The sequence below is a fragment of the Eikenella exigua genome, assembly GCF_008805035.1.
Classification (GTDB): Bacteria; Pseudomonadota; Gammaproteobacteria; order Burkholderiales; family Neisseriaceae; genus Eikenella; species Eikenella exigua.
On record NZ_CP038018.1, the window covers coordinates 1,627,064 to 1,653,209 of the forward strand.

At 55.3% G+C, this 26,146-nt stretch carries 24 protein-coding genes and 2 rRNA genes; 5 read left to right on the forward strand and 21 right to left on the reverse strand.

The window, feature by feature from the left end:
• Positions 1–5: 5 nt before the first annotated feature.
• From atpG to EZJ17_RS08425, 9 genes are all read right to left on the reverse strand, one after another.
• Positions 6–884 (reverse strand): F0F1 ATP synthase subunit gamma, encoded by an 879-nt coding sequence (gene atpG, locus EZJ17_RS08385; protein ID WP_067441802.1) that lies wholly within the window; start codon positions 882–884, stop codon positions 6–8.
• Positions 885–908: 24 nt separating this feature from the next.
• The gene (gene atpA / locus EZJ17_RS08390; RefSeq protein WP_067441798.1) at positions 909–2,456 is read right to left on the reverse strand and encodes a F0F1 ATP synthase subunit alpha; all 1,548 of its coding nucleotides are present in this window, start codon (positions 2,454–2,456) and stop codon (positions 909–911) included.
• A 9-nt stretch (positions 2,457–2,465) separates the two neighbouring features.
• Positions 2,466–3,011: a F0F1 ATP synthase subunit delta gene (locus tag EZJ17_RS08395; RefSeq protein ID WP_067441795.1), complete on the reverse strand. Its 546-nt coding sequence runs from the start codon at positions 3,009–3,011 to the stop codon at positions 2,466–2,468.
• Between the two features lie 4 nt (positions 3,012–3,015).
• A complete protein-coding gene (locus tag EZJ17_RS08400) occupies positions 3,016–3,486 on the reverse strand; it encodes a F0F1 ATP synthase subunit B (RefSeq protein ID WP_067441792.1) in 471 nt (156 codons plus the stop codon).
• Between the two features lie 54 nt (positions 3,487–3,540).
• Positions 3,541–3,795, reverse strand: coding sequence for a F0F1 ATP synthase subunit C (atpE, locus tag EZJ17_RS08405; protein ID WP_067441789.1), 255 nt, complete (start codon positions 3,793–3,795; stop codon positions 3,541–3,543).
• 54 nt (positions 3,796–3,849) lie between these two features.
• Positions 3,850–4,719, reverse strand: a complete 870-nt coding sequence (atpB, locus tag EZJ17_RS08410; RefSeq protein ID WP_067441787.1) for a F0F1 ATP synthase subunit A — start codon at positions 4,717–4,719, stop codon at positions 3,850–3,852.
• On the reverse strand, positions 4,712–5,062 hold the full coding sequence (locus EZJ17_RS08415) for an ATP synthase subunit I (protein ID WP_067441785.1): 351 nt from the start codon (positions 5,060–5,062) through the stop codon (positions 4,712–4,714). Before EZJ17_RS08415 ends, atpB begins: the two co-directional genes overlap by 8 nt.
• A gap of 176 nt (positions 5,063–5,238) precedes the next feature.
• A complete protein-coding gene (locus EZJ17_RS08420) occupies positions 5,239–6,102 on the reverse strand; it encodes a ParB/RepB/Spo0J family partition protein (protein WP_067441782.1) in 864 nt (287 codons plus the stop codon).
• A 105-nt stretch (positions 6,103–6,207) separates the two neighbouring features.
• Positions 6,208–6,930, reverse strand: a complete 723-nt coding sequence (locus tag EZJ17_RS08425; protein ID WP_067441779.1) for a 16S rRNA (uracil(1498)-N(3))-methyltransferase — start codon at positions 6,928–6,930, stop codon at positions 6,208–6,210.
• A 67-nt stretch (positions 6,931–6,997) separates the two neighbouring features.
• On the opposite strand from EZJ17_RS08425, the gene EZJ17_RS08430 reads away from it, so the two are divergent.
• Positions 6,998–7,786: an inositol monophosphatase family protein gene (locus tag EZJ17_RS08430; protein WP_067441776.1), complete on the forward strand. Its 789-nt coding sequence runs from the start codon at positions 6,998–7,000 to the stop codon at positions 7,784–7,786.
• A 200-nt stretch (positions 7,787–7,986) separates the two neighbouring features.
• On the opposite strand, the gene EZJ17_RS08435 is transcribed toward EZJ17_RS08430, so the two are convergent.
• The 5 genes from EZJ17_RS08435 to ppk1 all read right to left on the reverse strand — a co-directional run bounded on the left by EZJ17_RS08435 (position 7,987) and on the right by ppk1 (position 13,488).
• Entirely contained in the window at positions 7,987–8,541 is a 555-nt protein-coding gene (locus EZJ17_RS08435) for a hypothetical protein (protein ID WP_067441774.1), read from the reverse strand.
• Positions 8,542–8,680: 139 nt separating this feature from the next.
• Positions 8,681–9,493 (reverse strand): symmetrical bis(5'-nucleosyl)-tetraphosphatase, encoded by an 813-nt coding sequence (locus EZJ17_RS08440; RefSeq protein ID WP_067441769.1) that lies wholly within the window; start codon positions 9,491–9,493, stop codon positions 8,681–8,683.
• Positions 9,494–9,651: 158 nt separating this feature from the next.
• The gene (locus EZJ17_RS08445) at positions 9,652–10,038 is read right to left on the reverse strand and encodes a RidA family protein (protein ID WP_067441764.1); all 387 of its coding nucleotides are present in this window, start codon (positions 10,036–10,038) and stop codon (positions 9,652–9,654) included.
• 114 nt (positions 10,039–10,152) lie between these two features.
• Positions 10,153–11,247: a tRNA (uridine(54)-C5)-methyltransferase TrmA gene (trmA, locus tag EZJ17_RS08450; protein ID WP_067441761.1), complete on the reverse strand. Its 1,095-nt coding sequence runs from the start codon at positions 11,245–11,247 to the stop codon at positions 10,153–10,155.
• A gap of 186 nt (positions 11,248–11,433) precedes the next feature.
• Positions 11,434–13,488, reverse strand: coding sequence for a polyphosphate kinase 1 (gene ppk1, locus EZJ17_RS08455; RefSeq protein WP_067441758.1), 2,055 nt, complete (start codon positions 13,486–13,488; stop codon positions 11,434–11,436).
• Positions 13,489–13,704: 216 nt separating this feature from the next.
• Between ppk1 and EZJ17_RS08460 the strand changes: the two genes are divergently transcribed.
• Positions 13,705–14,046 (forward strand): hypothetical protein, encoded by a 342-nt coding sequence (locus tag EZJ17_RS08460; RefSeq protein WP_067443943.1) that lies wholly within the window; start codon positions 13,705–13,707, stop codon positions 14,044–14,046.
• A gap of 99 nt (positions 14,047–14,145) precedes the next feature.
• Here EZJ17_RS08460 and EZJ17_RS08465 read toward each other — a convergent pair whose 3' ends face one another.
• Positions 14,146–14,703 (reverse strand): RICIN domain-containing protein, encoded by a 558-nt coding sequence (locus EZJ17_RS08465; RefSeq protein ID WP_067441753.1) that lies wholly within the window; start codon positions 14,701–14,703, stop codon positions 14,146–14,148.
• Between the two features lie 48 nt (positions 14,704–14,751).
• Positions 14,752–15,243 (reverse strand): GNAT family N-acetyltransferase, encoded by a 492-nt coding sequence (locus EZJ17_RS08470; RefSeq protein ID WP_067441750.1) that lies wholly within the window; start codon positions 15,241–15,243, stop codon positions 14,752–14,754.
• A 248-nt stretch (positions 15,244–15,491) separates the two neighbouring features.
• Here EZJ17_RS08470 and EZJ17_RS08475 point away from each other — a divergent pair, with 248 nt between their 5' ends.
• A complete protein-coding gene (locus EZJ17_RS08475; RefSeq protein ID WP_067443941.1) occupies positions 15,492–16,139 on the forward strand; it encodes a DUF4189 domain-containing protein in 648 nt (215 codons plus the stop codon).
• Positions 16,140–16,313: 174 nt separating this feature from the next.
• Here EZJ17_RS08475 and EZJ17_RS08480 read toward each other — a convergent pair whose 3' ends face one another.
• The 3 genes from EZJ17_RS08480 to EZJ17_RS08490 form a co-directional block, all read right to left on the reverse strand.
• Positions 16,314–16,649, reverse strand: coding sequence for a hypothetical protein (locus EZJ17_RS08480; protein WP_151086408.1), 336 nt, complete (start codon positions 16,647–16,649; stop codon positions 16,314–16,316).
• 47 nt (positions 16,650–16,696) lie between these two features.
• Positions 16,697–20,179, reverse strand: coding sequence for a chromosome segregation protein SMC (gene smc / locus EZJ17_RS08485; RefSeq protein WP_067441744.1), 3,483 nt, complete (start codon positions 20,177–20,179; stop codon positions 16,697–16,699).
• A gap of 92 nt (positions 20,180–20,271) precedes the next feature.
• Positions 20,272–20,901 carry a hypothetical protein gene (locus tag EZJ17_RS08490; RefSeq protein ID WP_067441741.1) on the reverse strand — a complete coding sequence of 210 codons (630 nt, stop codon included), beginning with the start codon at positions 20,899–20,901 and terminating at the stop codon, positions 20,272–20,274.
• Positions 20,902–21,096: 195 nt separating this feature from the next.
• Between EZJ17_RS08490 and EZJ17_RS08495 the strand changes: the two genes are divergently transcribed.
• Complete coding sequence (locus EZJ17_RS08495) at positions 21,097–21,978, forward strand: M23 family metallopeptidase (RefSeq protein ID WP_067441738.1); 882 nt, start codon at positions 21,097–21,099, stop codon at positions 21,976–21,978.
• Between the two features lie 45 nt (positions 21,979–22,023).
• Positions 22,024–22,467, forward strand: a complete 444-nt coding sequence (locus EZJ17_RS08500) for a bactofilin family protein (RefSeq protein ID WP_067441735.1) — start codon at positions 22,024–22,026, stop codon at positions 22,465–22,467.
• Positions 22,468–22,692: 225 nt separating this feature from the next.
• Here EZJ17_RS08500 and rrf read toward each other — a convergent pair.
• Both rrf and EZJ17_RS08510 read right to left on the reverse strand, forming a co-directional pair.
• Positions 22,693–22,805 (reverse strand): 5S ribosomal RNA (gene rrf, locus EZJ17_RS08505).
• Positions 22,806–22,981: 176 nt separating this feature from the next.
• A 23S ribosomal RNA gene (locus EZJ17_RS08510) occupies positions 22,982–25,952 on the reverse strand.
• Positions 25,953–26,146: the final 194 nt, after the last annotated feature.

Sequence of the window (26,146 nt, forward strand, 5' to 3'; positions counted from 1 at the left end):
CCCACCTATACTGCAGCAGCACCGGCTACAATTTCCGACAATTCAGTGGTAATCGCTGCCTGACGGGATTTGTTGTAAATCAGGCGTAATTCCTTAATTGCATTACTTGCATTATCCGTAGCGGCCTTCATTGCCACCATGCGGGCAGACTGCTCGGAAGCCATGTTCTCACACAAAGCCTGATACACTACCGATTCTAAATAGCGGCGCACCAAATATTCCAGCACCAAAATTGGCGATGGCTCATAGATATATTCTCGGCCATATTCTTCTGCTTCCGATATTTCGTTCAGCACATTGTGACCGATAGGCAGCAAGATCTCTAAGTTCGGCTCTTGGCACATAGTATTGATAAATCTAGAATACACCAAGTGCACAATATCCAAGCCACCATCAGCATAACGTTGAAACGCTTCAGTCAGCGAACCAAGCAACACTTCCATCTTCGGGGTATCGCCCAAACTTACCGCACTGGCCACTACATTGAGGCCAGCACGATTACAAGCAGCCAACCCTTTGCTACCGAAGCAGATAACTTCCACTTCCACACCCTGCTGCTGGTATTCTTGCACTTGTCCGAAAAACTTCTTTAGCAAGTTGGCATTCAACCCGCCACACAAGCCTTTGTCGGCAGTAATTAAGATGAAGCCGGCACGCCGAATGTTTTCCCGACTTTCCAAGATTGGCAACTGCTTATGCTCGGTTTCTACCTGTGCCAAGTGACTCATCACCACGCGCACTTTCTCGGCATAAGGCCGTGCCAAATGCATTCTGTCCTGCGTTTTCCGCATTTTGGAAGTCGACACCATCTGCATGGCTTTGGTAATCTTCTGTGTATTCTGTACACTGCGGATTTTCGTGAGGATTTCTTTCCCTACTGCCATTTCAGACTTTTCCTTTTCTGCGGTTTAGGCCGAGTAATTGCGAGAGGCTTTAAATGTATTTATGGCTTCAGTCAAGACTTGCTCGTTCTCATCACTCATTACGCCTTGCTGATTTATTTGATCCAACATATCGGTGTGCTGCGTGCGCACATAGCCTAAGAAATCAGCCTCAAATGCCAATGCCTTGGATACTGGCACATCCTCGTAAAAGCCTTTGTTAATTGCCCACAAGGTCAAAGCCATCTCAGCAATACTCATTGTGCTGAATTGTTTTTGCTTCATCAATTCAGTAACCACTTCACCGTGTTGCAGCTGTTTGCGGGTAGCTTCATCCAAATCAGAAGCAAATTGAGAGAATGCAGCCAATTCGCGATATTGAGCCAAAGCCAACCGGATACCTCCACCCAATTTCTTGATAACCTTAGTTTGAGCGGAGCCACCTACACGCGATACAGAAATACCTGCGTTAATGGCCGGACGAATACCTGAGTTGAACAAATCAGTTTCCAAGAAAATCTGGCCATCAGTAATAGAAATCACGTTAGTTGGCACAAAAGCAGATACGTCACCCGCTTGGGTCTCGATAATTGGCAATGCAGTCAACGACCCGGTTTTGCCTTTTACTTCGCCATTTGTGCGCTTTTCCACCTCATCGGCATTGATACGTGCAGCACGCTCCAACAGGCGGCTATGTAGATAGAATACGTCACCCGGATAAGCTTCGCGACCAGGCGGACGACGCAACAGCAAAGAAATTTGACGGTAGGCAACAGCTTGTTTAGACAAATCATCATATACAATCAATGCATCTTCGCCACGATCGCGGAAATATTCGCCCATTGTGCAGCCGGAATATGGGGCAATGAATTGCAGTGCAGCTGCTTCGGAAGCAGTTGCTGCCACCACGATGGTATGCTCCATCGCGCCATGCTCCTCCAGTTTGCGTACCACATTGGCAATAGAAGAGGCTTTTTGGCCAATTGCCACATAAATACAGATAACACCAGTACCCTTTTGATTAACAATCGCATCCAACGCAACAGCTGTCTTACCGGTTTGGCGGTCACCGATAATCAATTCGCGCTGACCACGACCAATCGGCACCATGGAATCCACCGATTTCAAACCAGTTTGCATCGGCTGATCCACGGATTGACGCGCAATTACACCCGGAGCGATTTTCTCAATCGGCGCAGTTTCTTTAGTGTTAATTGGGCCTTTGCCGTCAATCGGTTGCCCCAACGCATTCACTACGCGGCCAACTAGCTCACGACCAACCGGTACTTCCAAAATACGGCCGGTACATTTGACTTGATCGCCTTCTTTAATGTGCTCGTACTCGCCCAATACAATCGCACCAACCGAGTCACGCTCCAAGTTCATGGCCAAACCGAAAGTATTTCCGGGGAACTCTAACATCTCACCCTGCATTACATCCGATAATCCGTGCACGCGCACGATACCATCGGTCACAGAAATCACACCCCCATAGGTGTTGGCTTCTTGCTTTACATTCAGGTTCTCAATTTTAGATTTTAATAATTCACTGATTTCAGCAGGATTAAGCTGCATGAAACTCTCCTAATTTATCATGGCCGTATACAGGTTTTTTAACTTCCCTTGCACGGACAAGTCTAAAACTTTATCTCCAACTTCAATTTTGATACCACCAATCAGCTCGGGCACCACTTTTAAGGTAGCCTTCAGCTTGTGGCCAAATTTCTGCTGGCAATCGCTCACCACCTTGGCAAACTGTCCTTCACTCATCGGGAAAGCACTGTAAATTACGGCCTTCTGTATATGGTCTTTTGCCAATACCAGTACTTGGTATTGGTTATAAACTTCCGGCAAAACGAACAACCTACCTCCTTCAGCCAGCACATACAGGAAGCTTTTGAAAGCTACATGTTGTGGCGTATGGATACCGTCAAGTAATCCAATCAAAGTATCTGCCTTCTGGTGGGGTGCAATGCCGGCATCGTCCAGCAATGTGGCAAGTTTAGGTTGGCCGACAGCCCACGCCAAATCTTTTAGCTTCTCCAGCCAAAGTTCGACTTGACTTTTTTCAGACGCCAATTCAAATAAGGCTTTAGCATACGGCCTGGCAATAGTGGCAAGTTCAGCCATAGTTTTACAGCTCCTGCTTCAACATACCCAGCAACTGGGCATGTTTATCGGCATTAATCTCGCTGCACAGAATCTGCTCAGCACCTTTAACTGCCAGTGCCGCCACCTGCTCACGCAGAGCCTCACGTGCCCGATTAACTTCCTGCTCCACATCAGTCTTAGCCTGCGCAGCAACACGAGCAGCCTCGTCAGAAGCCTGTTTTTTAGCATCCTCAACAATTTGAGAAGCCCGCCTCTCTGCGTTAGTGATGATTTCAGCAACTTGATTGCGGCCTTCAGCCATGAGTTCGGCCACACGCTTTTCAGCCTGTTCAAAATCACTTTTCCCGCGCTCGGCAGCTGCCAAGCCCTCGGCAATTTTGCTGGCTCGCTCATCCAAAGCCTTAGCGATGGGTGGCCACACGAACTTCACAGTAAACCACACCAACAAGCAGAAAACAATTATCTGTATGATTAAAGCTGAATTAATATTCACTTTACTCAACCTTCACAGTTAGGGTTAAAACAAACGTCAGAAGTTTGTGTAATCTTAACCTGCAACTGCCGGAGCAAACGGATTCACGAAGGCGAAAAGCAAGGCAACGGCTACGCCGATCAGGAATGCTGCGTCAATCAAACCGGCAATCAGGAACAATTTGGTTTGCAGCGGTTCAATCAGTTCAGGCTGGCGGGCAGAAGCCTCCAGATATTTTGAACCCACGAATGCGATACTGGCCGCAGCAGCCACAGCACCGAACGCAACAATCAAGCCGCAAGTGATGGCCAATACACTATTCAAATCCATTTGAAACTCCTTATCTAAAAGTGAAGTTAAACTACTACAAAAAACAACAAACTACTAATGAGAACTATGCGCCTGGCCGATATACACAAAAGCCAAAGCAACGAAAATAAATGCTTGTAACACGATAACCAAAATATGGAACACCGCCCAAACAAATCCAGCCAAAACATGGAAGAATGCCAAAACGGGATCCACCCAAGTAACTGCTTCACCCGGCATTGCCCAAGCGCCGCCTAGCATAGCAATCAGCAAAAACACCAATTCACCAGCATACATATTACCGAACAGACGCATACCGTGAGAAATAGTTTTGGACGAAAACTCCACCAGATTCAAAACAAAATTGAACGGAGCCAGCCAAATACCGAACGGCGCAGCGAACAGTTCGTGAATCCAGCCACCCAAGCCTTTAAGCTTGATATTGAACATAAAGCAGATAAGCAGCACACCAATCGACATACCCAGAGTAATATTCAAATCCGCAGTCGGCACCACGCGCAGCAAGGCGTGGTGATTACCGGTTACACGCTGCCAAATCCACGGCAACAAATCCACCGGCAAAAAGTCCATGCTATTCATCAACACAATCCAAACAAACAGCGCCAAACCCAGCGGCGCCACTGTTTTACGCGATTGCTCGTTGTGAATCATGCCCTTGCACAAATTATCGATAAACTCGAACAAGATCTCTACGGCAGCCTGAAAACGCCCCGGCACACCTGGCGTAGCCTTGCGAGCAGCATACCACATCACCAGCGAACCGAGAATCGCCAAAAAGGCCGCAATAAAAAGGGAATCCAAGTTTATAAATGAGAAGTCGGCAATATTTTGCAGACCCTGTCCTTTGCCCACATCCGACAGACTGGTCAAGCTTTGCAAATGGTGCTTGATGTAGTCGGCTGCACTCATGCTCTCACTAGCCATACTTCTTAGCTTTCCAAAATATCAACAACACCGCATGACTCACCGCACCCAACCCGACAATAAACGGAACGAACACGATGCGTTGGCGATAAAAAACGAACACCAGCATCATCAACACGAGCGCCAGTACTATTTTTAAACTTTCTCCCAGCCAAAATGCGCTGCCGCGCCATTTCGGAAACTTCAGGAAAAACCTTAAAACCAGTACTGCCAAGATGGTGGGCAAGGCGTAACACAAACAACCCAGCGCCGCTGACTTTGCTGCAACGACACCGGAAGACACCCAAAAAACAGCAACAAGTATCGCCGTGATTGCTAATTGGAGATAAATTGTTGCCGCCATACATCCATCTTCACACACACTAAATGTTAGCTTTTTGAATATAAGCAAAACCGCCAACAAAGTCAAGAAAAGTGTTAATTCTTGTCAAACAATATCAATGCTCATAGCATTAAAGGCTACCTGAAAATCGAGCACGCATAATTTCCGAGCGCTCGAAACCACAGACAAGCCTTTGCTCAACCAGGCAACTTCACATCCAGCTGCTGCATCAACCGTGCAAAGGTTTCCGGGCTGTCGAAATGCAACACCACCTTACCGCGTTTGTGGTTGGCAGTTTGCACTTCCGCGCGCACACCCAATTTTTCCGTAAGCGCCTCGTTCAGGTAGCGTATATCCGGGCTGACGATTTTCGATTTTTTCTCCTGTGGTGCCTGTTGTGCCAGCTGGCTGCGCCGCTCCACCTCACGCACCGACCAACCATTTTTCACCGCCTTCTGCGCCAAGGAAAGCTGCTCCATCACCGGCAGCGACAACAAGGCCCGTGCGTGCCCCATTTCCAGCTGGCGTAAAAACAGCATTTCCTGCACCGGTTCGGGCAAAGCCAACAGGCGCAGGCTGTTCGACACCGCACTGCGGCTGCGACCTACTGCCTTGGCCACGGTTTCGTGCGTGAGGCCGAATTCATCCACCAAACGCTTCAAACCCTGCGCCTCTTCGATCGGATTAAGATTTTCGCGCTGGATATTTTCAATCAAACCCATCGCCAGCGCCGCTTCATCGCCGATGCTCTTAATTACCACCGGAATTTCGACCAATCCCGCCAGCTGGCTGGCGCGCCAACGGCGCTCGCCGGCAATCAGCTCGTATTGAGACAGGCCGTGCTCACGCACGATAACCGGCTGGATAACGCCCTGCGCCTTAATCGAATCGGCCAGCTCCTGCAAGCCTTCATCATCCATTTGCGAACGTGGCTGATAGCGCCCCGGCTTGATGTCGCGTACCGGCACACTGGTCAGCCTGTCGCCGCTGCTGTCGCCCACCGCGCCGGCCAACAAAGAATCCAAGCCCCGGCCGCCGAGGCCGCTTTTCGGTTTTGCCATTTATCTGCTTCCTAATCCATTTATTTTTTCAGGTAGCCTCTAAGGTAAGGAAGAAGGCTACCTGAAAACTGTCAATTTGCGCATTTTAGCACAGCGCTCATACCGCTAAAAATCGCCCCACAAGGCCTGCATCGCCGCCAGCGCCGCCAGCGCCGCCGTTTCCGTGCGCAATACCCGTGCACCGAGTTGCACCGCCTGAAACCCTTGCGAGCGTGCCAAATCCTCTTCTTCCGCCGTCAGCCCGCCTTCCGGTCCACTCAGCAAAACCGCGCTTTGCGCCGGAGGCAGACTGCGCAGTGACACACCATCGTGCGGGCTCAGCAGCAGCCGCACCCCCGAATCGGCCGGCAGTGCAGCCAGCACCTGCGGCAAATCGTCAATCGGCACCACAGGCGGCACCTCATTGCGCCCGCATTGCTCACAGGCCGAGATAGCGATTTCCTGCCAGCGCCGCACCTTTTTCTCCGACCGCTCGCCCGAAAGCCGCACATTCGAGCGCGTGGAAACCGCCGGCACGATGCGTTTCACCCCCAATTCCGTGCCCTTCTGTACCGCAAAATCCATCTTTTCCGAAGCCGATACCGCCTGAATCAACGTAACCGCCAGCGGCGATTCGCGCGATTCCAAGAGCAACTTATCCACCCGCACCAGCGCCTGTTTGCGCCCAATTTCCAGCAATTCTGCCGCCGCCGCCTGCCCCTGCCCGTCAAACAACACCAGCGGTGCACCCGCCTGCAAGCGCAGTACTTGGATATGCCGGCACACATTTTCAGGTAGCCTCAGCACCTCGCCGGCAACAAAAGTTTGCGGAACATAAAAACGCGGCATCTATTGTTTACCCCGAAAAATGGTTAATATCCCGTTTCTATCAGAAAAGCATCGGGAAGGAAAGATTTTGCTCAACCGTTTAGCAGAACTGGTTCGCGAAGTGGCACAAACCGCCGTGATGCCGCGTTTTCTCAACGCCGCCGTCAGCACCAAAAGCGACGGTACCCGCCTCACCGAAGCCGACCTGCACGCCCAAGCCCTATTTGCTCAAAAGCTGCCGCAAATCATCGACTGCCCGATGCTGGGCGAAGAAATGAGCGCCGACGAACAACACGCCATGTGGCAGTACGCCGCAACCGGGCTGTGGGTGGTCGACCCTATCGACGGCACCAACAACTTCATCAACGGCCTGCCGCACTTCGCCCTCTCCGTGGCCTACATCCGCCACGGCCGCGCCCAACTGGGCGCTATTTTCCACCCCATGATGCAGGAAATGTTCACTGCCGAACGCGGTCACGGCGCACACCTCAACGGCCGTCCCCTGCCCTTGCGTAACACACCGAAAAAACTGCATGAGTCCATTGCCGGCGTGGAAGTGAAATACCTGCGTTCAGGCAAACTCGCCAGCCGCATGCAAACCCTCCACCCCTTCGGCTCACAGCGCAGCATGGGCGCCAGCACGCTCGACTGGTGCTACCTCGCCGCCGGCCGCTACGACCTCTACCTACATGGCGGTCAAAAACTGTGGGACTATGCCGCCGGCACTCTGATTTACGAAGAAGCCGGCGGCCGCCTGGCCACGCTGGAAGGCGACGACTTCTGGAGCGGCGAACACGTTTTCAAACGCTCCGTCATCGCCGGCCTGCAGCCCGACCTGTTTGAGCGCTGGCTGGCCTGGATTCGGGCGAATCAGTAGGCAGAAAGGCTGCCTGGAAACGAACTCAGTAAGTTTCTGCGAAGCTAAAGTTTTAGAGAGCCTCTGATAAGCGCAAGACTGCCTGAACAATATTCGCCACAAAAAAAAGCTATCTGAAACCGCCCACACACTTTCAGGTAGCCTCCCCCCATAAAAAAGCTGCCAGCCAAGGCAGCTTTTTCCATTCTCATTACACCAGCTTAGCGGCGGCGTTGCGGGCGGTTACCGCGAACCGGAGCGGCTTGGCGGGTTACCCTGCAGTTTTCCAGCACGGCCACGGGATTTACCGGATTACCGGCGTCATCCACGCTCTGCGCCTGCAGCAAGGCGATGGCATTGGTGCGGGTCACGTTGGTGGGGGTGGCTTTGCCGGTTACCCAAATCACGCCGTTGCTGTAGTAGCTATTTTGCTGTTGGCCATTGCTGTCGTTGAGCACGCGCCACAGGCCGGGGGAAACTTTATCGTTGATTTTCAGTTGAGTTACCACCAAGGTATCGCTCTTGATGCCATACATGGCGCTCACTTTTTGCTGCTGGCCGTTACCGGCTTGGCAGGTGTAGTGCACTTCTACGGTTTTATCGATGCTGTCCACCTGAGCCACTTGGATTTTGCCGATAGCGGCGGTGGTTTCATCACCCTGCTGTGTCTGTTGCTGGGTTTGCGGCTGCACCGGTTTTTCCGGCGATTTGCTACTGGAGCAGGCGCTCAGTGCCAATACGGCGATGGCGGCGGGGATGACTAATTTGCTGTTCATGGGTAACTCCTTAATCGGTTGAAAAACATGCCACGGCAAGGGCTCGGGCAGGCACAAACAGGCGACATTGTAACAAAAGCCCGCCCTGCCCGCCTGCCTGTTCGTGTTAACAAACATTAAATCATGTAGAGACAATAGCTTAACCAAACTTCTTGGGCTGTTTGGAGGCTACCTGAAAAATCTGCTGCGTGTCTAAATCCAGTGCGGTGAGCCGGCCGCCCCACAGCGCGCCGGTATCGATGCCGCATACCTGCTCGCCGCGATACAGGCCGAGTGCCGACCAATGGCCAAATACAGTTTGATAACCAAGGGTTTGCCGGTTGGGCGCGCGAAACCAGGGCATGAGACCGGAGGGCATTTCGGGCAGAGTGGCTTTGTAGTCGAAATCCATGCGGCCGTTGCGGTGCAGGGCGCGCATGCGGGTGAACACATTGGTGGCAAAGCGCAGGCGTTCGGTTTCGTTATCGGCGCAGTCGCTATCGGGCGTGTTGCCATACATATGGGCAAAAAACCAATCGGGGCGGCTTTGCAGGGCGGTAGCCGCTTCGACGGCACGCTGCTGTGCAGTTTCGGCCTTCCATTGCGGCCAAATGCCGGCGTGCACGATCAGGTTATTGCCGTGTTGCAGCATCAGGGGCTGGTGCAGCAGCCAATCGAGCAGTGATTGGCGATCGGGGGCGGCGAGAATGTCGCCCACAGTGTCGCTACGCTTGAGTTTGCCGTGCCCATAGGCGATAGCGAGCAGGTGCAGGTCGTGGTTACCGAGCACGGTTCGGATGCTGTTTTCGTGCTGTTTGATGTAGCGCAGGCAGTCGAGGGATTGGGGGCCGCGGTTGACGATGTCGCCCACCAGCCAAAGGGTATCGCGACCGTGGTTGAAGCCGATGTGTACCAGCAGGGTTTGAAATTCGGCGAAACAGCCTTGCAGGTCGCCGATTGCGTAGTGTGCCATGATGTTTGTGTTAGAGGGTGATTTATAGTGGGTTGAGTAAAGCGAAAAGCTACCTGAAACTTTCCCTTCGCCGAAGCTCGGCCTTGGTTGCGCCAAGACATCAGCTCACTCCGTTGAAGTTCTGTTTTCAGGTAGCCTCTATAATACTTTTATGTGCTTTAAGCGTTCAGTACCACCACACCTTCCACTTCCACCAGCACACCTTTTGGCAGGGCGGACACCTGCACGGCAGCACGAGCGGGGAAGGGTTCGCGGCAGTATTCGCCCATGATTTGGTTGAAGATAGCAAAGTTGGAGAGGTCGGTGAGGTAGGCGTTGAGTTTCACCACATCGTCGAAACTGCCGCCGGCGGCTTCAATCACGGCTTTGAGGTTTTCAAACACTTGGCGGGTTTGCTCAGCAAAGCCGCCTTCCACCACCTGCATGGTGGCAGGCACCAGCGGAATCTGGCCGCTTAAATAGATAGTATTGCCGGCACGCACGGCTTGGGAATAAGCACCGATGGCGGCAGGGGCATTGTTGGTATGAATGATAGTTTTGGCCATAATGGAACTCCTTATATGTTGATTGCTGAAAAGAGTCTTAATTATATCGCCAACGGCAGGGGCAAACCAAACAGTCGGCAGCGACGCATACAAAGTAAGTCTACCTGAAACCGATTATTTCCGCCGCAACAACACCCCGCTCTCAATATGCGGCGTAAACGGGAATTGGTCGAACAGCGCGGCGCGTTCGATGCAGTGGGTTTGCGTGAGCGTGGCAAGGTTGGCGTGCAGGGTTTCCGGGTTGCAGGAAACATAGATGATGTTGCTGAAATTCTGCAGCAGGCGCAAGGTGGCATCGTCTATGCCGGCGCGCGGCGGATCAACAAACACGGTAGAGAAGGCATAGTCCGCCAGCTCGATGCCCTGCTCCTGCAAGCGGCGGAAACGGCGCACGCCCTGGTAGGCCTGGGTAAACTCTTCGGCGGAGAGCCGCGCCAGGCGGATGTTGGCTGCGCCGTTGGCTTCTATATTCCACTGCGCCGCCTGCACCGAAGTTTTCGACAATTCCGTGGCCAGCACGCGGCGGAAATAACGCGCCAGCGGTAGGGTGAAATTGCCGTTGCCGCAATAGAGCTCCAGCAAATCGCCGCCCAACCCCGCCGCCGCGCTGCAAGCCCAATCCAACATTTTTTGGCACACCAGCGCATTGGGCTGGCTAAAGCCGCCTTCGTATTGGCGGTAGAGCCAATCGCGCTCGTCGGCATGCAGGCGTTCGGTAACGAAATCCTGCGCCAACACCAGCTTCTGCCCCCGGCTGCGGCCGATAATCATGATGCCCAAGTCGCGCTGCAAACGCGCCGCCGCAGCCTGCCATTGCCCGCACAGCCGCTTGTGGTAAATCATGCCCACCAGCATATCGCCGCTCAGGGTAGACAAAAATTCGCACTGATACCACCGCTCCCGCAACAGCGGATCGGCCTGCACGGCGGCCAGCAGCCTAGGCATCAAGGCATTGATCGCAGCAGACGCGGCAGGCAGGGAATCGATCCGGCGCGACGAGGCCGAACCAGCCTTCTGCCCGGGCTCGAACATGGCATAGCTGATATGATTGCCATCGTGCCAAACCCGAAATTCGGCACGCATCCGATAATGTTTTTCAGGCGAAGCAAACACCTGCCATTCGGGTGGGGAAAATTCGGCAAAACGCTGTTTCAGGTAGCCTACTTTTTGTTGCAGCTGGGCGGTGTATTCAGGGCTGGGCTGGGTCATGGGGAGCGTGGGGATTGGAGCAAAAAATAAGGATTATAGCGGGAAATGAAGAAGCTACCTGAAAGCGAAGCGGGGGCTATACAAAACCCAGATTCCAGATTATCGCAAGCGGGTAGCAAATACTCTTCCTACCTTGCTAAAGAGGCTACCTGAAACTTTCAGGTAGCCTTTTGCACTCTCGTGCCATCAACGCCGATATTCGTTCAACAGCGTTTCCTGCATATCCAGCCCTTCTTCCCCTTCCTGCGCAACGGCACGAACATAGCTGCCGTCGGGCTGCATCAGCCAGGCTTTGCGGTTGTCGGCCAGGGCGAGGGTGAGGGCTTCGCGCATGATGCGCTGTTTGAGGGCCGGGTTTTCCACGGGAGTGCAGATTTCAATGCGGCGGAAGAAGTTGCGGCTCATCCAATCGGCGCTGGCAATGAAGAGCTCTTCGCGCCCGCCGCTGTGGAAGTAGAACACGCGGGAGTGTTCGAGCAGGCGGCCGATGATGGAGCGCACGCGGATGTTTTCGGAAAGACCGGGCACACCGGGGCGCAGGGTGCACATGCCACGCACGATTAAATCTATTTGCACGCCTGCCCGGCTAGCTTCATACAGGGCGCGGATGATACCGGGCTCGATCAGCGAATTCATCTTGACAATGATGCGGGCGGGGCGGCCGGCGCGGGCTTCGGCGGTTTCGGCGGCGATGCGCTCCAGCAGCATGGGGCTGAGGGTGAAGGGGCTTTGATAAAGCTTGTTAAGCCGCGTGGGCTGGCCCAGGCCGGTGATTTCCATAAAGATGGCGTTCACGTCGGCGGTGATGGCTTCATCGGCGGTGAGTAGGCCGAAGTCGGTGTAGATGCGGGAGGTGCCTTGGTGGTAGTTGCCGGTACCGAGGTGGGCGTAGCGTTTCAGGTAGCCTCCTTCGCGGCGGATAACCAGCGCCATTTTGGCGTGCACTTTGTAGCCGAACACGCCGTATACCACATGTGCGCCGGCGCTTTCGAGGCGGCGCGCCCAGTTGACATTATTTTCTTCGTCAAACCGCGCCATCAGCTCCACCACCACGGTTACCTGTTTGCCCGCGTTGGCGGCGGCAATCAGGGCGCGGGCAAGGTCGGAATGGGTGCCAGTGCGGTAGATCGTCATCTTGATAGCCACCACATCCGGGTCGGCAGCCGCTTCTTGGATGAAGCGCACGGTGGGGGCGATGGATTGGTAGGGGTGGTGCAGCAGCACGTCATGCTGTTTGAGCACCTCAGGCATGGGCTGGTCTTTGCGCACATCTTTGGGCAGGCCGGGCACGAAGGGCGGGAATTTCAAATCGGCACGATCCACCATATCGGGCACAGCCATCAGCCGCACCAGGTTCACGGGGCCAACCACTTGGTAGAGCTCGTTCGGGCTCAAATTGCATTGCGTGAGCAGGAATCCAGCCACATGCGGCGGACAGTTGTCGGCCACTTCCAGCCGCACTTCGTCGCCATACTGCCGCCCGCGCAGCTCGGTTTGCACGGCGGCGCGCAAGTTGGTGAGGTCTTCTTCGTCCACCGTGAGCTCGCTGTTGCGCGTGAGGCGGAATTGGTAGCAGCCTTCCACCTCCATGCCGGGGAAGAGTTTGTGCACATAAGCGTGCAAAATGGAGGAAAGCAGCACGAAGCCGTGCCCTTCACCAAGCTCGTCGGGCAGCTTCACCACGCGCGGCAGAATGCGCGGCGCCTGCACCACGGCCATGCCGGAAGCGCGGCCGAAAGCGTCTTTGCCGGAAAGCGCCACCGCGAAGTTGAGCGATTTGTTGAGCAGGCGCGGGAAAGGGTGTGCCGGGTCGAGCCCCAGCGGGGTGAGGATGGGCAGCAGCTCGCGGTCGAAATAGCTTTCAACCCAGGCGCACTGTTTGTCTGTCCACTGGTGGCGCGGGTAAAAGAAAATGCCCTCTTTGCGCAACGCGGGAATCAGCTCTTTGTTAAACAGCTCATATTGCTCCTGAATTAATTTTTTGGCCTCAGCAGCAGCGGCAGCCATGGTTTCGGCGGGCGTGGTGCCGTTATCCAAAAGCGCGTGCGGGTTGAGCTGGCTTTCCTTCTTCAGCCAAGCCATGCGCACTTCGAAAAATTCGTCTAAATTGGAAGAAACGATACACAAAAAGCGCAACCGCTCCAAAAGCGGCACGCCCTCGTCCCGTGCCTGCGCCAGCACGCGGCGGTTGAACGCCAGCAGGCTCAGTTCGCGGCAAAGGATGGTAGGCTGGTTCGGCATAAGGCTACCTGAAAAAGAAAAATGAATGAAAACGCTGTGTAAACAAACAGCTGTTTGGAGGGAATTAGCGCTATAATGATTATACCGCCATCGGCAAAGTGCCGTGCGCGGCAGCTATAGTTTATAGCAATTATCGTTCCAACCTGCGCCCGAAGACAAGATATGGGCACGAAGCAGGCCGAACGTTTCCACCCGCCACCTTTCGGGAGACCCATCATGCGAACCCTGCTCCTCATCTGCACCATCCTCTTCAGTGCCGCTGCAGTAGCCGAAACCAGCGCCCAAATCAACCTACAAATCAACCCCCATGCCGACTACTACTACAGTGGCCCGGACGGCTACCCCGGCTACTACCCCAACCGTAGCTACTATTTCTACAACGGCTCCAACCAATACGGCGGCGGCCAAATCCAAACCACCGAGCAATACAGCCGGGGCGGCATCGGCTACACCGAACACCGCAACTGCCACACCAGTGCCGGCTCCACCATCTGCACCGGCAACTGGCGGCCGGTATCGCCCGTGCGCGGCAATATCCAAATCAACTACCGGCGCTAAACGCCCCACGGCAATAAGCAATAGTAGAAAAGGCTACCTGAAAACCTATCGGATGGTTTTCAGGTAGCCTTTTCCATTCCCACGCAACCCGCAGCCAAACTATCGGTAAAACTGCTGCCCCATCCCGTTATCGCAATATTGCAGGCTCACCGTGCCGCCGCTGCCGTCTAGGCACAGGCCGTTGGCGGCGCTGCGGATGTGGCTGCCCTCGGTAACCCAATGCTGGCTGCGGCTGTTTTGGCAGGCGGTGGCGATGACAGGACTGCCGGCGCCGCCGGTGGCTTCGGCACACAAGCCGTTGATGTTGAGGCGCGGGCCGTCGAACATGAATTGTTGGTTATTGCGCCCGTGGCAGGGCTGGCTGACCAGGTAGGCGGGCATGCCGCTGCGTTCGAGGCCGAGGCAGGAATTGTCGGCGGCCTGGCGCAGCAGGGTGCGGCGGCCGTTGTTGAGCACGGGGCGGTAGTAGCCGTCGAGCGGGGAGCTTTCGCTCATGATGACGGTGGTGCCCGGGGCGGCATCCACGCGTACGGTTTTGTGCACGGTGTGTGTGGTTTCCACGGGTAAATCGAGCGAGAAGAACCGCCCGTCTGGGCCGTCGAGATAAGTGCAGGCGGGGAGGGCGAACAGGGCAAGCAGGAATAGCGGGATTTTCATTTCGGCTCTTTCGGTATGGCGGAGGAGTGGGCTACCTGAAAGCCGGCATCAACGGTCGGTGAGCAGTTTGCGCATCAGCCGGCATTCGATGCCGATTTCCTGGTTGAGCGGCAGCACGGCTTCGCCCAGCGGGCGGTAGCCGTTGAGCAGGTAAAACTGTTCGGAATTGAGCGAGGCGTAGAGCTTGAGCATGCCCAGCCCGTGTTGGTAGGCCAGCTCTTCGGCGCGGCCGAGCAGGGCAGTGCCGAGGCCTTGGCGCTGCACGAAGGGGTGCACATACAGCGCATCGAGCTGGGACTCTTGCAGATTAAGCTGGAAAAAGCCTTGGATATGGTGCTTAAATTCGATCACCCACAAGAGCTTGCGTTCGTCTTCGAGGGTATCGAGGTAGCTGTCGGGGCTGAGCAGGGCAAGCCAGGCTTGCAGCACGGCTTCGCTGTAGTTGCGGGCGCAGGTGTAGCGCACGGCGTATTGGTGGGCGTTGTAGATGTGTTCGCAATCTTGGATGCGTGCCGGACGCAGGTGGGTAATCAGGCTCATAACGGGCGGGTGGGTGCGGTGAAACTGGCGGAATTATATAGCTTGTCCAATAGAATAACCAATTGGCTCGGGCAATCGGGATATAATTGGGGCTACCTGAAAGTAGGGCTGCAACGCAGTTAAAACGGGCGTTGGCTGTTTTCAGGTAGCCTTCAAGCAGCGGGACAGATGTTTACAATATCTTGTATTTTGTTACAATCCGATTATCGGCAATACCCTTATTCCCCTTTCCAAACAGGAGCGGCAAGATGAAGCAATCAATGATGAACACGGCAGCGGGCGTATTGGCGGCAGTGCTATTGGGCAGTGCGGGCTTGGCATATGCCAACCCCTATCCGGTTGGCTCGCAGCAATGGCACAACTTTAATGGCATCATGCAGTCGGAAGCAGATCGGATACAACGCGAGCGCAATGCCGTACGGCAACAGCCAACCTACTCCGGCCCCACCGCCGCCGAAATACGCGCCTGGGAGCAGCGTGAGGCGGAGGTGCAAGCCGAAATCGCGGAACTGCGCCGCACGCCGTTTTGGATGGCTTTGGCTTGGAATTTTGATAAAGATACCATCACATGGCCTGGAGGGTACCCTTCTAAAGAAAGAGCCATTGAACGCGCAAAACAAATATGTAATTCTTCCAGTTGTCATGTATTTGCCACTTTTAGCAACAGTTGCGCGGTTGTGGTGAAAGCAACGGACAATCCGCGAGATACAAACGACTTGTTCGTTGGTATCAATCCTGACGACGAAATAGCGGCACAACAAGCCATGCGGGCCTGCCAGCGGGTACATGGTGTTACAAGAAGCAGGTGTTTCTACACAGGCGCGCATACCGGCAAGGGCGCAAACGGCACGGCTTTCTGCGTGGGCTACGACCACAGTCTTTACAATCAGCGCTAAAACCTGCCGTTTGAGGCTGACAAGGCTACCTGAAAATATTTCAGGTAGCCTTTCCCTTGCCAAGAACCTCTATAGCTAAAGCTCATTTTTTCATACCAGGCAGCGGGCAGTGCAGAAGGGGCAGGGGTGATTTTCAGCTTCGCAGAAATTCGTTTTACCCGTTTTCAGGCAGCTTCAAAGCTTGGGCGGGCTGCCTGAAAACGGAGAGTGCAATTCTAAGCGGAATCCTGTTTTTATACAGGGCGGCAAGGGAAATGCAGGCCTACGTTGCCAACCCTTTCCCACGGGGCGGGCAGCCTGCTTGGTTTCAGGCAGCCCATTCCTGCTTTCCAGACGCAACCCGCCACTATCCCAACATGTCCGGCTCAGGCAAATCAGCAAAGCCGCGTTCGCGGATGATTTGGCAGGAGTTGCCAGGTATCTTTTGCGTGCTTCACCGCTGCGCATGCCGTCGCAGGGCTCGCCGGTAAGCTGGAATTTGAAGTGGCGCAGTTCGGTGATGGATTCCATGTTTCAGGTAGCCTCTGCCGGGCGTGAGGCTACCTGAAATTTTAATTTCAATCGGTTTCCGCCATTTCCAGCGCTTGTTTGATGTCTACGGCCACGATGCGGGACACGCCTTTTTCCTGCATGGTTACGCCGATGAGCTGCTCGGCCATTTCCATGGTGAGGCGGTTGTGGGAAATATACAGGAACTGGGTTTGGGCAGACATTTCTTTCACCAGATTGCAGAAGCGGCCGGTGTTGGCATCGTCCAGCGGGGCGTCCACTTCGTCGAGCAGGCAGAAGGGGGCGGGATTGAGGCTGAACAGGGCGAACACGAGGCTCATGGCGGTGAGGGCTTTTTCGCCGCCGGAGAGCAGGTGGATGGTGCTGTTTTTCTTGCCGGGCGGGCGCGCCATGATGGATACGCCGGCGGTGAGCAAATCGTCGCCCACCATGTGCAGGCTGGCTTCGCCGCCGCCGAACAGGGTGGGGAAGAAGGTTTGCACTTTTTGGTTCACGGCATCGAAGGTGGCTTGGAAGCGCTGTTTGGTTTCGCCGTCGATTTGGGCGATGGCTTCTTCCAACAGCGCGATGGCGGATTGCAGGTCGGCGCGTTGGTTTTGGTAGTAGCCGTCGCGCTCGCGGGCTTCGGCCAATTCGTCGAGCGCGGCCAGGTTCACCGCGCCGAGGGCTTGGATGCGGCGGGAAATGCTGTCGATTTGCTGCGGCCAGTCGGTTTTCAGGTAGCCTGCCTGCTGTTCGGCTTCGAGCGCGGCGATATCAGCTTGGCGTGCCAATAAGTTATCGTGGAAGTGTTTGGCGTTGAGCAGGGCTTCCTGCTGCTGCAACAGGGCGGTTTGAGCGGCCTGCTGCCACTGCGGCAGCTCGGCAGCCAAAGCCTGCTGGCGGGCGTATTGCTGCCTGCCCTGCTCTTGGGTTTCGGCCAGCTCGGCGGCGGCGGCCTGGATTTGCTCTTCCAGCGTGAAGGCGGCTTCGGCCAGTTCTTCCAGCTGCAGGCGTTGCTCGTCTTCGCCGTCTTCGGCGTAGGTGAGGGCGAGCTCGCTCTGGCGGTGCTGCCAGTCGGCTTTTTGCTGCACCAGCGCGGCCATGCGGGCGGTGATATTTTGCAGCTGCTGGGTTTGGCGGTGGGCTTCGATTTCGGCGGCGCTGCGGCGGCGGTCGGCTTCGAGCACGGCTTGGCGGGCTTGGCGCAGGGCTTGCTGCGCCTGCTGGCTGTGCTCGGCTTGGGTGCGGCTTTCTGCTTCCAGTTCGGGCATGCGCTCTTCGAGGGCAGCGGTTTCTTCAGCCAGAATTTCGGCAGCACACGCCAGCTCTTCCGCCTCCTGCGCCAGCCGGGTCTGTTCTTGGGCAATGTGTTCATGCCGCTGCTGCGCCTGTGCGGCACGGGCGGCAAGCGCACCGGCCTGCTGTTGGGCGACGGCCAAGTCGGCGGCGAGGCGGCGTTGCTCGGTTTGGGCCTGGCGCAGCTCGGTTTCGGCTTGAGCTTGCTGCTGCGCCAGTTGCTTGGCTTCGGCTCGGGCTAGCTGAAACTGCGGCTGCCATTCGGCCAATGCTGCGGCGATTTCATCGTGGCGAGTACGGTGGCGTATATGCTGGCTGCCGCTGTCGGCATGATGCAGCAGCACGCCGAGGCGGTCGATGCGGTGGCCTTGCGGGGTGAGCCATTCTTGGCCGGGCTCGAGGCGGCTGCGATGCGCCAGCGCGTAATCCAAATTAGGCGCACACAAAATGCCTTCGAGCCAATGGGCTAAGGCTACCTGAAAAGGCGGCTCGGCCTGGATTTGGTGAATCAGCGCCTGAGCCGGGCTGGCGGCGCGGTGGGCATGGGCTTCGCGGTTGAACCAGGCGGCTGCAGCTTCAGGCAACGGCGACGGCGGCTGGAAATCGGCAGGCAGCGCGCGGGCGTTGAGCCGCTCGCCCAACACGGCGGCCAGTGCGCCTTGCCACTCTTTTGGCACGCGGATGTGCTGCCACAGGGCGGGCGCATCGGCTTGCTCGCTGCCCTGCCAGAAGTTGTGGCGGGCATTGTCGGCCAACAGGGCGGCGAGGGTTTTCTGCTCGGCTTCGGCAGCGAGAATGCGGCGTTCGTGTTCCTGTTCGCGTTCGCGGGCGGCCACGAGGGCGGTTTTCAGGTAGCCTGTTTGTTCTTCGAGCTGTTGCAGTCGCTTCTCACCCTGTTGATATTGGGTGGCAAGGGTATCGGCCTGAGCTTGGATGGCGGCGGTGCTCTGCCCGACATCGCCTTGCAGGGCGGCAGCTTCCTGTTGCAAACGGGCTTGGCGCTCTTGCAGCCGGCTAATGTTTTGACGGCTGTGTTGCAGTTGCTGCTGCTTCAGGGCGAGCTCACGGCGGAGGCGGGCGGCTTCATCGTGCCGGCTGTGCTGCTGCTCGGCAGCCTGCTGCTGGGCGGCTTCGAGTTCGGGCAGTTGCTCTTCGAGGGCGGCGGCTTCGGCGGTGAGCAGCTCAAGCTGCATCTGTTGCTGCTCAACGGCCTGCTCGGCTTGGGCGTGTTGCTGTTGTAGCTCGACGTGTTCGCTGTCGATTTTTTGAAGGGCGGCTTGGGCGGCAGCCTGTTCGCGTTCGAGTCGCTGGCGTTGGCTCTGCCGCGAGCGGATTTGCTCTTCGAGGCGGGCGGTTTGCTCGCGCAGCAGGGCGTGCTGTTGGTTGAGCCGGTATTGCTCAGCCTGCTGGTGCTGCTCGGTTTGGCGCAACACTTGCACGGCATCGTTCATGGCCTGGTTTTGGCGGACGAGTTCGTCTTGCCGCTCGCGGGCGCGTTCGTGTTCGGCAGCAGCGCGATCGGCGGCGGCAAGAGTGTGCCGCCATTGGGCGAAATCGTGGCGGTTTTGCGCGTGGTTGAGTTCGGCGGTGAGACTGCGGTAGCGTTCGGCAGCGGCGGCCTGGCGTTGGAGTTTTTCCACTTGGCGGCCGAGTTCGGACTGCAAGTCGCCGAGGCGTTGGAGGTGTTCGCGGGTGTCGCGCAGGCGGTTTTCGGTTTCGCGGCGGCGTTCTTTATATTTGGATACGCCGGCGGCTTCTTCGATGTGGGCGCGCAATTCTTCGGGGCGGGCTTCGATGATGCGGGCAATCATGCCCTGCTCAATCACGGCATAGCCGCGCGCACCGACGCCGGTGCCGAGGAAAAGGTCGGTGATGTCGCGGCGGCGCACTTGCTGGCCGTTGATGTAATAGCTGGATTCGCCTTGGCGGGTGAGCTGGCGGCGGATGCTGATTTCGCCGTATTGCCCCCATGCGCCCTGCAGGCTGCCATCGGCATTGCTGAACACGAGCTCCACGGAGGCGCGGGGGGCGGAGCGGCGGGTGGTGGCGCCGTTGAAAATCACGTCTTGCATACTCTCGCCGCGCAGCTGTTTGGCCGAGGCTTCGCCCAGCACCCAGCGCACGGCGTCGATAACGTTGGATTTGCCGCAGCCGTTGGGCCCGATCACGGCCACCAGTTGGCCGGGCACGTGGATGGTGGTGGGGTCGGTGAAAGATTTGAAGCCGGCAAGTTTGATGTGGGTGAGGCGCATGAAAAACAATGAAAAAGCGGAATGTTGTATTTTAAAAGAAAGGCGGCAGGGCAGGCTACCTGAAAAAGGCTACCTGAAACAAGAAATAGGTTTCAGGTAGCCTTTTGCCGAGCCTTCCTGCGCCGCCTGGCGCGCCGATACCAAGCAATGCTGAGCCAAAGCCAGCCTGCTCCGGCTACTGTGGCGGCGCGTGTCCAAAGGCGGGCATACAGCCGCCAGTTTTCGGTTTCTTCCTGCGGGCTGAAGGCGGCGCGGTAGTGCCGCTCGCTGCCGTCTTTGGTGTAGGCGAGCTCGGTAATCACATGGTAGCTCAACCAATGGGCCTGGATAAGGCTTTGTACAGTCAGCTTTTCTTCACGCTGCCAAACGTTTTCGTCATATTGGCACAACGGGTCGGCCAGGTTGCGGCAATCCAAATTGAGCTGTTTTCCTTCGGCGATGCGGATGCTGCCGGCCACGTGGAGGTTGTCGTCATCGTCATACCATTGGCGCCGCTGCAGCTCAGCGGTGGCATGATGCGTATAAGCCACGGCTACGTTCAAATGCCGCTGCCGCTTGCTCAACTCAGCCGAAGTTACCAATGCGCCCATGCCTAACGCAACGGCCAGCAGCATGCCGAATAGCCAAAATACGGGCAGGCTAAACGAAATACGCATTATGTTGCGGTCGAGCTGCTGTTTTTCCTGCCGCATCCGCCGCATGGTGTGAAAAAAATTGCCCATTTGCTTTCCTGTATGCAGTGGCTGATTGTATAGCGAAACAGGCAAGGTAGGCCATGAATAGGCTGAGGCTACCTGAAAGCAGGTTACTGCCAAACCAGAAACAGCCCGCCAAATGATAGATTTGCTTTTGCCAAACAATAGCATTTTGTAATACAATGCCAATTTTGAGTAACAACTCATTTACCATTCAAATCAATGGATAAGCAAAAGAAACTCGTTACGGTGATGGTGTTGGACGAACACCGCACCGAAACTTTCGTGATCGCTGAATCACGGCTGCGCGCTATCAAGCCCACCGTCATCGGCCTTTCCGTGGCCACGGTGACGCTCTTGGCTGCTCTGTTGGCGTTGGGTTGGCACCACTACCAAAGCTACAACCGCTTTGCGCAACAACAACAGCAAACTCAAGCACTCAGCCAGCAAATCGAAGACTTGAAAGAAGCGCGTTCCGCTGAGGTTAGCGCCAAACTCAATCAGCTCGCCCAATCCGAAAAAGCCGTGGCCGATCTGCAAAACTACCTACGTCAGCGAGGTGCGAACGTACCCACCCCAAAACCAGCTACCGCTTCCGAAGAAGGCAAGCCCATCCACCAAGCCGGCGGCCCGCGCAACATCCTACCGCCAGCCGACACGCCAGAATTCAGCCAAACTATTGAAAATCTACTCAAAGTAGCCAACAATGTACCACTTGGCCGCCCCGCTCAAGGCGGAATCTCCTCCGGCTTCGGCCCCAGGCACAACCCGTTTAGCGGCAAAGGCAGCGAGTTTCATCATGGCCTAGATTTTCGCGGCAACATTGGCGACCCCGTACGCGTTACTGCCAACGGCACAGTGGAATTTGCCGGCACCATGAACGGCTACGGCCAAGTGGTGAAAGTGCGCCACGGCTACGGCTACAGCACTGTGTATGGACATTTATCGCACATCGGCGTGCAACCCGGCCAAACTGTTAAAGCCGGCGACCTCATCGGCAAAATCGGCTCCACCGGCCGCTCCACCGGCCCGCATCTGCACTACGAAGTGCGCCTCAACAACGAGCCGCACGATCCCGCCACTTTCCTCAGCCTCGCAAAATAAACACGCGCGGCACTCCATTTCAATTCAATCCGCGGAGAAACAACCATGTTTAAAGATAAAAAAGACCGTTCCCAACCCAGCAACTCCACCAGCGCCATCGACACCATCATCGGCGCACAATGCCGGATTCAGGGCGACATCCTGAGCCAGCAATCGGTGAAAATCGACGGCCAAATCCAAGGCAATGTGCAAGCCGGCGGCACCGTCATCGTTGGCGACAAAGGCGCGGTGAATGGCGACATCCGCGGCAGCGATCTGATCGTGTTCGGCAAAACCGAAGGTCTGATTGAAGTGAAAAAACTACACCTCAAGCCCAACGCTCGCGTAACTGGCAACATCCGCACCCAATCCCTACAAGTGGAAGATGGAGCCGTTTACACTGGCGATATCCGCATGGATCGCAATGCCGGCAACGCCTCCCTTCCTCCTGCCGGCATCTCCCCGGGAAAAGCCATCGCCGCACCGGCAGATAAGCTAGCAAATAAATAGTCTTGCCCGGTCTGAGGAAGAGGCTGTCTGAAACATTCAGCTAGCCTCTCTCCTTTCCTCGTTCCATTCCTCACCCATTTCTTCATCTCCTCTTCTCTCTCGTTTCTTTATCCCCACTTCCTTTTCCAACTCACACTGTACCGCTATCCCGGATTTCCATCCATTCCTTTCATCATACTCCCACAAAGCACAACACCCGCCATCAGGCGGGTGTCGTAAATAGGTGTTTGGCAGTGTCCTACTTTCGCACGGGTATCCGCACTATCATCGGCGCTGGTTCGTTTCACGGCCCTGTTCGGGATGGGAAGGCGTGGGACCAAACCGCTATGGCCGCCAAACTTAAACTGTACAAATCGTCAAGCCGCCGGTAGCGTCCACTCCGGCCAATCAAATCAAACTGTCCTGTCCGGCTATACTAACCAAACAATCGGGTAATGTGTATCGATTCCAGTAAGCTTTATTCTCTATGAGTGCCCTTCCCGGTGTCTCCACACCGCAAAGCACTTCAAATGATAGAGCCAAGCCTCACGAGCAATTAGTATGGGTTAGCTGCACGCGTTGCCGCGCTTCCACACCCCACCTATCAACGTCCTGGTCTAGAACGACTCTTCAGCGCGGTTATACCGCAAGGGAAGTCTCATCTCCAGGCAGGTTTCGCGCTTAGATGCTTTCAGCGCTTATCCTTCCCGAACTTAGCTACCCGGCGATGCCACTGGCGTGACAACCGGTACACCAGAGGTTCGTCCACTCCGGTCCTCTCGTACTAGGAGCAGCCCCTGTCAAACTTCCAACGCCCACTGCAGATAGGGACCAAACTGTCTCACGACGTTTTAAACCCAGCTCACGTACCACTTTAAATGGCGAACAGCCATACCCTTGGGACCGACTACAGCCCCAGGATGTGATGAGCCGACATCGAGGTGCCAAACTCCGCCGTCGATATGAACTCTTGGGCGGAATCAGCCTGTTATCCCCGGAGTACCTTTTATCCGTTGAGCGATGGCCCTTCCATTCAGAACCACCGGATCACTATGTCCTGCTTTCGCACCTGCTCGACTTGTCGGTCTCGCAGTTAAGCTACCTTTTGCCATTGCACTATCAGTCCGATTTCCGACCGGACCTAGATAACCTTCGAACTCCTCCGTTACTCTTTGGGAGGAGACCGCCCCAGTCAAACTGCCTACCATGCACGGTCCCCGATCCGGTTTACGGACCTGGGTTAGAACCTCAAAGTCACCAGGGTGGTATTTCAAGGACGGCTCCACAGAAACTAGCGCCTCTGCTTCTAAGCCTCCCACCTATCCTACACAAGTGACTTCAAAGTCCAATGCAAAGCTACAGTAAAGGTTCACGGGGTCTTTCCGTCTAGCAGCGGGTAGATTGCATCTTCACAACCACTTCAACTTCGCTGAGTCTCGGGAGGAGACAGTGTGGCCATCGTTACGCCATTCGTGCGGGTCGGAACTTACCCGACAAGGAATTTCGCTACCTTAGGACCGTTATAGTTACGGCCGCCGTTTACTGGGGCTTCGATCCGATGCTCTCACATCTTCAATTAACCTTCCAGCACCGGGCAGGCGTCACACCCTATACGTCCACTTTCGTGTTTGCAGAGTGCTGTGTTTTTAATAAACAGTCGCAGCCACCGATTCTCTGCGACCCTCCAAAGCTTACGGAGTAAATCCTTCACCTCAGAGGGCATACCTTCTCCCGAAGTTACGGTATCAATTTGCCGAGTTCCTTCTCCCGAGTTCTCTCAAGCGCCTTAGAATTCTCATCCTGCCCACCTGTGTCGGTTTGCGGTACGGTTCGATTTAAGCTGGAGCTTAGTGGCTTTTCCTGGAAGCGTGGTATCAGTCACTTCGTATCCGTAGATACTCGTTATCGCTTCTCGGTGTTATGAAGAACCGGATTTGCCTAATTCTTCCACCTACTAGCTTGAACAAACTATTCCAACAGTTTGCTGACCTAACCTTCTCCGTCCCCACATCGCACTTAAATCAAGTACGGGAATATTAACCCGTTTCCCATCGACTACGCATCTCTGCCTCGCCTTAGGGGCCGACTCACCCTGCGCCGATGAACGTTGCGCAGGAAACCTTGGGCTTTCGGCGAGCGGGCTTTTCACCCGCTTTATCGCTACTCATGTCAACATTCGCACTTCTGATACCTCCAGCATTCCTTACGAAACGCCTTCTCAGGCCTACAGAACGCTCCCCTACCATGCACGCTTCATTAAAACAGCTAACCCCATCTACCATACTCGACTTTGATGGGCGCTTTCCGTCACTTTGCTCCGGCAAGCTGTTTTAATGAAGCATGCATCCGCAGCTTCGGTTATAGATTTGAGCCCCGTTACATCTTCCGCGCAGGATGACTCGACCAGTGAGCTGTTACGCTTTCTTTAAATGATGGCTGCTTCTAAGCCAACATCCTGGCTGTCTAAGCCTTCCCACTTCGTTTACCACTTAATCTATCATTTGGGACCTTAGCTGGCGGTCTGGGTTGTTTCCCTTTCGACAACGGACGTTAGCACCCGCTGTCTGTCTCCCATGATTGCACTTTCCGGTATTCTGAGTTTGCCATGGGTTGGTAAGTCGCAATGACCCCCTAGCCATAACAGTGCTTTACCCCCGGAAGTGATACATGAGGCACTACCTAAATAGTTTTCGGGGAGAACCAGCTATCTCCGAGTTTGTTTAGCCTTTCACCCCTATCCACAGCTCATCCCCGCATTTTGCAACATGCGTGGGTTCGGTCCTCCAGTACCTGTTACGGCACCTTCAACCTGGCCATGGATAGATCACTCGGTTTCGGGTCTACACCCAGCAACTATGACGCCCTATTAAGACTCGGTTTCCCTACGCCTCCCCTATCCGGTTAAGCTCGCTACTGAATGTAAGTCGTTGACCCATTATACAAAAGGTACGCAGTCACACAATAAAGTGCTCCCACTGTTTGTATGCATCAGGTTTCAGGTTCTATTTCACTCCCCTCCCGGGGTTCTTTTCGCCTTTCCCTCACGGTACTGGTTCACTATCGGTCGATGATGAGTATTTAGCCTTGGAGGATGGTCCCCCCATCTTCAGACAGGATTTCTCGTGTCCCGCCCTACTTGTCATATGCTTAGTACCACTGCCGGAATTTCGGATACAGGGCTATCACCCACTATGGCGGAAGTTTCCAATTCCTTCTCCTATCCCGACGGCTATCACATACAGGCTGCTCCGCGTTCGCTCGCCACTACTTGCGGAATCTCGGTTGATTTCTTTTCCTCCGGGTACTTAGATGGTTCAGTTCTCCGGGTTCGCTTCTCTAAGCTTATATATTCAGCTTAGGATACACATTGCTGTGTGGGTTCCCCCATTCGGACATCACCGGATCAAAGCTCTATTGCCAGCTCCCCGATGCTTTTCGCAGGCTTACACGTCCTTCGTCGCCTATCATCGCCAAGGCATCCACCTGATGCACTTATTCACTTGACTCTATCATTTGAAGCGCCTCTTTGACTTCGCCCGCGCTGCGTTGACTACAGCTGGGGCTTAAGGCCTCCACTCTGATAAAGCTTACTGCTTGTTGTGTCCGAACCCTGCCTTTTGCGTTTCAGGATTCGGTCGATACAATCATCACCCAAATTTCTGTATGACTTATCTTTAGGATAAGCCTTACTTCGTTTGTT